At 72.1% G+C, this 6,479-nt stretch carries 6 protein-coding genes; 2 read left to right on the top strand and 4 right to left on the bottom strand.

The annotated features are described in order from the left end of the window. A partial coding sequence (locus ACFFNX_RS41565) for an MBL fold metallo-hydrolase (RefSeq protein WP_378211694.1) occupies positions 1-600 on the bottom strand: 600 nt, incomplete at its 3' end. 339 nt (positions 601-939) lie between these two features. Between ACFFNX_RS41565 and ACFFNX_RS41570 the strand changes: the two genes are divergently transcribed. Beyond that, a complete protein-coding gene (locus ACFFNX_RS41570; protein WP_378211695.1) occupies positions 940-1,125 on the top strand; it encodes a hypothetical protein in 186 nt (61 codons plus the stop codon). A gap of 768 nt (positions 1,126-1,893) precedes the next feature. Here ACFFNX_RS41570 and ACFFNX_RS41575 read toward each other — a convergent pair. Further along, entirely contained in the window at positions 1,894-3,018 is a 1,125-nt protein-coding gene (locus ACFFNX_RS41575) for an NsdA family TPR-like regulatory protein (RefSeq protein ID WP_378211696.1), read from the bottom strand. Positions 3,019-3,143: 125 nt separating this feature from the next. Between ACFFNX_RS41575 and ACFFNX_RS41580 the strand changes: the two genes are divergently transcribed. Beyond that, positions 3,144-3,503, top strand: coding sequence for a hypothetical protein (locus ACFFNX_RS41580; protein WP_378211697.1), 360 nt, complete (start codon positions 3,144-3,146; stop codon positions 3,501-3,503). Positions 3,504-4,043: 540 nt separating this feature from the next. Here the strand turns inward: ACFFNX_RS41580 and ACFFNX_RS41585 are convergent. Together ACFFNX_RS41585 and ACFFNX_RS41590 are read right to left on the bottom strand one after the other, a co-directional pair. After that, on the bottom strand, positions 4,044-4,496 hold the full coding sequence (locus tag ACFFNX_RS41585; protein ID WP_378211699.1) for a helix-turn-helix domain-containing protein: 453 nt from the start codon (positions 4,494-4,496) through the stop codon (positions 4,044-4,046). Positions 4,497-5,082: 586 nt separating this feature from the next. Then, on the bottom strand, positions 5,083-6,479 hold a 1,397-nt coding region (locus ACFFNX_RS41590; RefSeq protein WP_378211700.1), incomplete at its 5' end, for a phosphodiester glycosidase family protein.

The following is a 6,479-nucleotide window of genomic DNA, read 5'->3' on the forward strand; positions in this document are numbered from 1 at the left end:
CGCGAAGGACGCGGCCGCCCCGGCCTGGTCGGCGTTGAACACACCGAGGATCACCTGGCCGTCCGGCGTGCGCGCCACGGCGTCGCCGGTGAACAGCACACCGGAGTCGGGCAGGAAGAGCCCCAGGCTGCCGGGCGTGTGTCCCGCCGCGCCGACCACGCGCGCCCCTCCCCCGAAGTCGAGCACGTCGCCGTCGCCGACCGGGCGGCCGACCCGGACCGGCGGGGGCGGGTCCGCGGGCAGACCCGACGTGACCTGCTCGTACAGCGGACGTTCCCAGTCGAGCAGGTCCGGCGGGGGCCCGGCCTGCTCGCCCTGGATGTAGGGGACGTCGTCCCGGTGGGCGACGACCTCGACCTCGCCCCAGGCCGCGATCGCGGCGGCGGAGCCGACATGATCCTCATGGAAGTGGGTCAGAACCAGCCGGCGCACGTCCTCGGGGCGGCGCCCGAGCCCACGGATCGCGTCGGCGATCTCCGGCGCCGAGCCGGGGAGCCCGGCGTCGACGAGCGTGAGCCCGTCGGGTTCCGCCCAGAGGTAGACGTGCCCGACGGGGAAGCGGAGAAAGGTCAGCCTGGGAGTGAGCGCGACGACGTCCATGCGCCGACGTTAGGCCGCCCCGGTGCCGGCGGGACGCGCTCTACGCCCAGGGCGGATCCGCTGTGAGCTGAGGCTCCCCGTGCCGCCCCGGCGCCGGACCACGGTGGCCTCACCGGGCCTTCCGCCGGACCGCACCTGGTTCTGGAGGCTGACCGAGGACCCGGGCGCGGGCCCGCGTGGAGCACGCGACGCTCGACGACGTCGCCCGGGTCGCCGGTGTGCCGCCGCCTCCCGCGTGCGCGGCAAGAGCACCCGCGCGGTAGGCCCGGAGCTGCGGGCGAAGGTCCTCGACGCCACGGCCCGCCTGTCCTGCACCGCGAACCCGCACGCGCGCGCGGGTTGGACGTCGCCGGACTCCTGGTGCACGACATCGCCGGCTCGTACTTCTCCTCGATCGTCGCGAGCGTGACGCGGGCCGCCGAGGAGCAGGGCGCGATCGTCGTCCTCGGCACCGTTCCGCGAGATCGAGTACGCCGCGACGCAGCGGGTCCGCGCCATCGTCCTCGTCGGCAGCCGCACCATTAACCTGCGGATGACGTCGTGGCTGGGCGCGGCGCCGGGGCGCCCGGGCGGCGTACGTCGGCCAGGACGGATGGAACCCCCCCACGGCGCGTCCAGACGGGCGCCGACCGGACTCGGGCAGGACGCCCGGCCTTAGCCTCCGTCCGGGAACTCCCCGCGCCCTCCCAGACACTCCCCGCCCTCCCAGACACTCCCCGCCCTCCCAGGGGGCGCCGACCCCACTTCCATTGTCAAGCCACCCCACACGCCAAAGAAAGACCACACCCACGGCTGTGGAAAACCCACGACCCAACCACTTCGAGACAGGCCCTAGCCGCGCGCGAGCGGGTCGACGGCTTCCGTGCCGGGCTCGCCGCGTCGGGCGGTGCGGTCTGCGACGTGGTCGAGGGGCCGTTCGCCCGGGACGGCGGGTACGCGTCCGCGCTGGGGCGGTCCGCCACGGTACCGAGGCGACATGCGTGTTCGCGGTGAACGGCGCGATGGGGGCCTTGCGGGAGCGGGCCGTCGGCGTACCGGATGAGCCGTCGGTGGCGGGGGTCGAGCGCGACATGATCCCGGCGTTGGCGGCCGTCCGGCTGTTGCTGGAGGAGATGGGTTGGCAGGCGGTTCATCTCGCCCTCAGGCCGGGCCGATGCAGGTGCCGGTCTCGGGTGAGGTCATCTCAGGGGAGAGCACGTGCCGGCTGGACCGGGCCCGGCTCACCTGCCGTCCCGCCGGGCGCGCGGCGTGTCGTCGGGGAGACGCCGCAGGTCGTCGGCCCGGCGGGAGGGCTCAGTCCGGCTGTACCGAGTGCAGGTGCTCGCGCGCCTGGCGCAGCTCCGGGACGTCGGACCAGCGCGCCGCCATGCCGAGGATGCCGGCGATGTGGGCGTTCACCCGGGCCGAGGAGACCATCGGGGAGATGCGGGCCAGCGCCGCCATGTGCTCGGCGGCCATCAGCGGCTCGGACGCCGCCAGCGCCGCCTCGGCCTGCCACGCCTTGTAGGCCACCAGCAGGAGGGGTGAACACTGCCCGCTGAGCGCGACGGCCTCGGCGATGGCCGCGTGCGCGTCGCGGTACGCCCGCATGCCGGCCAGCGCGACGCCGACGTTCCCCTTCATGTCGGCCTTCTCGTACGGGGAGAGTCCTTCGGTGTCACCGAGTTCGGCCAGGCGGTGGCGGGCCGCGCGTTCCTGCCCGCCGACCAGCGCCAGCGAGCGCGCCATCCGGAGCTTCAGCCACGCGCGTTGCGACGGGGACAGGTCGGACAGGGCCAGGCCCTGACGTGCGTACATGATCCCCCGGTCGCCGTGGCCGCGGTCGATGCTGATGCGGCTCAGCGCGCTGCAGGCGGCGGCCTGGCCGTTGACATCGCCGGAGCGCCGCGCGAGTTCGAAGGCGAACGACCCGGCGCGCTCGGCCACGTCGTACCGGCGGGAGTCATAGAAGATCCGTGCGGCCTCGCAGGCGAGATCGGATGCGGCGGACTGAAGCTTGCGATCTTTACCGGAGATCACAAATCCGACTTTCTTCAGATGTCGCAGCGCAGTGGAAGCAACCGGCATTCCACCTTGTTCATATCGATCTTGGGCAAGCCGCTCGGCGAGTGCGCGCACATATTCCGGGTCTTGATATGGCGCGATTTTTGGGGATGGCACGAAGGCGATCGATCCGACCGCCGAGACGAAATGTCTACGTTTCACGGCATCGTTCTCCGTTTTGGGGGTTATGCGAACTTCCCACCCAATGCGGTCGAGAAGGCGCTGCACCTTGGCGATGCCGCTGTCTTTCACACCGCGGGATGTCTGGGAGACCCACGACTGCGACACACCCAGCTCGGCGGCGAGTTCCACTTGCGACCATCCGTGCCGAGACATGATCGCTTTTAGGGCTTTGGGAAGAACGTCGGCGTCCATGCGATCACCGTATGACCACCGGAACTTGCGGCGCTACCGAAATGGCATTACCTCGTGCATGCTCTCCATTACAGGACATCGGCATCCCGGCCGCAAAGGTCGCCGGGAGATGGAGTGATGCCCAAATGACCAATTACGACGTTCATCTGCTCGCCGAGAAACTCGCGGATGACTGCGCGAAAGCGGGCCTGGAAGCCGAGGTGCTGGCGCCGACCCGGGTCCGCGTCGGCGCCCCCGGCGGCCACGCCAGCCGGACCGACACCGTCCGCTGCATGCCCGTCCCGCATGGCGACGAGAGCCTGATGTGGTGGTGGTCCTGGGGCGAGCCGATCAGCCCCGCCACTCAGATCCCGGACGCGGTGCGCGTCATCTCCCGCGTCCTGTTCCCACCGCCCGACGCCGCGACGTCGGGCGACGTCCTGCCTCCGCGTACCACCGACCGTGCCACCCCCCATAGGCCCCGCGTACCCGGACGCCCCGACTAGGTGTGCTGTCCGGAATGGTTGGTGATGCGGCTGGCCGCCGATGCTGGTGTGGGGTCGGTGGTGGTTGTACCAGTCCAGTCAGTGGGGGAAGGCGGTTTGCTGTTCAGTTCTTGAGGTGTAGGGCTGGTGGTAGGCCCATTCGTTGGCCGGGGTGAGGTGGAATCGGTTGGCCTCGCCGTTGGTCTGAGGCGGCCAGCGCGGGGTCCGGCGAGGGTTGATGTGGAGCTGGGTGTAGGTGCAGGCGTTGTCGGTCAGGACCCGCTGGATGGCCGGGGGCGGTGAACCAGGCCGTGGCGTGTCTCAGGGAACGCGGTGCGGGTGGCGGTGGTCTCGTCGGTGAGGGTCTGGGTGTAGGCCGGGCGGGAGTGATCGTCCAGGGCGGTGTGGAGGTACGGGTAGCCGACGCCGTCACGTGACCGGTTCTTACGGCCGCGCGACTGGGCGTCGTGTGCCCGCCGTCGTTGGGGATGTGGCCGGGTTTCTTGACGTCGATGTGGATCAGGTCACCGGGATGGTCCGTGTTCGTAGCGGCGGATGGGTTCACCGGCGACCCGGTCGCAGGCCGTTCGGGGGCGACATGCCGTGGCGGGTCAGGATGCGATGAACGGTGGAGGGCGCGACTCCGGCGCGGGCAGCCCAGCGTGCGGTGGCGGTGTGGTGTGCCCGGCGCAGCGCTATGACGTGAGCTCCGACCTGCGATGGGGTCTGACGCGGGCGGTGATGTGGGCGGCTGGAGCGGTTACGCATGTCGGCGGCACCTCGTTGCCGGTAGCGGGCAGCCCAGCGTGCGACGGTGATGTGGTGCGCCCGGCGCAGCGCAATGACGTGAGCATCGACCTGCGATGGGGTCCGGCTCGGGCGGTGATGTGGGCGGCTGAAACGGTCACGCACGCCGGCGGCACCTCGTTGCCGGTAGCGAGCAGCCCAGCGCGCGACGGTGATGTGGCGGACGCCGAAGCGCCCGGCGTAGCGGCCGGCCGTCCCCGACGACACAATGGGCCAGGCGCAGACCGCCGGTCAGGGTCAGCGGGGCAACACGGCGGGACATGAGAGCCTCCCGGACGCCGGTGCAGATGCCGCAATCCACACCGAGACCAAAAGGCACTCCCCTCGTTCAAGCACCACCCAGGGCATGTCGCCTGCCACCAGCATTCCCGGACAGCGCACCTAGCGGGCACGCGGACGTCGACCGACGCCTCGGACGGCTCAGCCGGTACGCCGGCGGCCCGCTCCCGCGAGGCCGGTATCACCTCGTTCCGACCAGTAGGTATCTCCGGCACGTGGACATCGGCCGACATCGCGAAGCCGGACACACCCCCGACCCCAACGCACCGGATCACACCCCATACACCCCGACCGGTGGGCGCCCCGGGGCGCGCGGACGTAGGCCGACGTCACAGAGCCCCAGCCTCGCCCCCGACCGGCCCCCGACGTGCCACCCGGGCGGTGTGCCTCCGCTGCGGCGGGCTCGCCGTGGTGCCGCCGGGCCGAAACGCTGCGCGGCCCAGGGACGCTCGTGGGGCAGTCCCGGCGCGAGTGCCCGGTGAACGGCCCGGCCGGCCGTGGCCGGGCCGTTCGATCAGCGGGTGTTCTTGCCCGGGAGGACGACGACCGCGTCGCCCACAGGGCGCTGGCCGGTCGCGTCGGACGGGGTGTTGACCAGTTGCCCGTCGGCCACCATGGTCGACGAACCGCCGCCGTCCAGGTTCATCGCCTCGACCGCGCCCAGCGACCTCATCAGCTCGCCCGCCTCCGGGATGGTCAGCCCCTCGCTGTGCGCGGCGTACCGGCCGTCCACCTCGACCAGCAGCAAACGGCCGCGGCGGTCGACGCCGATCATCGTGCGCGGGTTGCGGCGGATGCCCCAGCCGTAGAAGTAGGACGGGTCGTCGGGGTGGATGAGGCCGTCCGCCTTCGGCGCGATCGTCACGCGGCCGTCGTGGACGAGTTGCGGGCCGCCGTTCACCGCCGAGTCGGCCGGGCCGAACCGCACCGGACGACCGCCGGGCCCGGTGACCCGGGTCCGCAGGCGCAGGCGCTCCCCCACGGTGGCGTGGCGGTCGAGCCAGTCCGCCTCGGTGCCGATCGCCTCGATCACCGTGCCGCCGCCGGGGACCGCCGTCGCCGTACGCGGTCCCTCCGACACGACCCGGCCCCGCGCGTCGAGCACCGCCTCCGACCCGGCTCCGGTCGGCAGCGGTGAGCCGAACTCCGGGGTGAACGCCACCATCTCGTTCGGGTTCTTGCAGGTGACGTCCATCAGCGGCGCCGAGGTCGGTGTGTCGCCGGGCCGGCCGCCGCAGTCGCGGATCAGGCCCGGCGCCCGGTTGAGGCCGGCCACCTGGTGCGCCGTCCCGTGGGAGACCAGGTCGATGCGGGTCCAGAGTTTCTGGAGTTCGAGCCGGCGTCCGCCGTCGCGCAGGATCGCCGCGACCCGCCCGTTCGTCGCGTCGTGGAGGAGCCTGCCGTTCGACACGACGATGCCGGCCGAGTCGCCCACGACACCGTCGGCGGCCCCGATGATGAAGAAGCCGCCGTTGACCGCGGCCAGCGCGCCGGTGTCCTGCGCGATCTGGGTCGTCGTACGCCGGCCGGCGAGCGAGGCGTCGTGCGACTCCGCGACCGTGCCGGTGAACGCCCGGAAGTCCACCGTCAGCTCGTGGATCGCCCACGGTCCGGTCGTCGGGTCGCCGTCCTGGCCGGTGTAGACGACGGACGGCTTGAAGCTCGCGTCGGCGAGCCGTGCCGACACCGCGGTGGCCTCCGCCTCGGTGGCATAGCGTCCGACCCTCACCCGGTAGCCGATCAGCCCGGGCCCGGCGTCGGCGAACCGCGCCATCCGGACCGGCTCGACGCGGGCGGTCCAGCCCGCCGCCTTCAGCTGCACGGCGACGCCGTCGGCCGTCTGCCGCGTGCCGATGACCGCGGTGACGGCGTCCGGGTCCGGCGAGGGCGGCACGTCCGACGACGTCGGGA

Source organism: Actinoallomurus acaciae, assembly GCF_042429965.1.
Taxonomy (GTDB): Bacteria; Actinomycetota; Actinomycetes; order Streptosporangiales; family Streptosporangiaceae; genus Actinoallomurus; species Actinoallomurus acaciae.

Bases quoted from the DNA above. Each gene is read 5' to 3' on its own strand.
- ACFFNX_RS41575 (WP_378211696.1), bottom strand. From the start codon at position 3,018: ATGGACGCCGACGTTCTTCCCAAAGCCCTAAAAGCGATCATGTCTCGG.
- ACFFNX_RS41580 (WP_378211697.1), top strand. From the start codon at position 3,144: ATGACCAATTACGACGTTCATCTGCTCGCCGAGAAACTCGCGGATGAC.